The sequence below is a fragment of the Psychrobacter sp. GW64-MNA-CIBAN-0177 genome (genome assembly GCF_040309585.1).
Taxonomy (GTDB): domain Bacteria; phylum Pseudomonadota; class Gammaproteobacteria; order Pseudomonadales; family Moraxellaceae; genus Psychrobacter; species Psychrobacter okhotskensis.
In genome coordinates, this window is the sequence record NZ_JBEOOY010000538.1 from 1 (window position 1) to 243 (window position 243).

Below are 243 nucleotides of genomic sequence, written 5' to 3' on the forward strand. Positions count from 1 at the left end.
CGCCTGCATCACCTGAAGCTCAACGGGCGCTCGTGAGCGCTTACTGCGGCAGCAGATGGGCGACGAGCGGGTACAGCGACAGGATCAGCAGCACGGCCATCGTCACGTTGAAGATGCGCAGCGCGCGGGGATTCGACAGGAAGCGGCGCAGGCCGAGGCCGAACGCGGCCCACAGGCTGATGCACGGGAAGCCGATCAGGATGAACAGGATGGCCATCCATGCGGCATTCATTCCATAGTCGG

1 pseudogene is annotated in these 243 nt (G+C 64.2%); it reads right to left on the reverse strand.

The window, feature by feature from the left end:
- Positions 1–40 precede the first annotated feature (40 nt).
- Positions 41–243, reverse strand: a pseudogene (locus tag AAEY79_RS16135) (hypothetical protein); the annotation flags it as partial.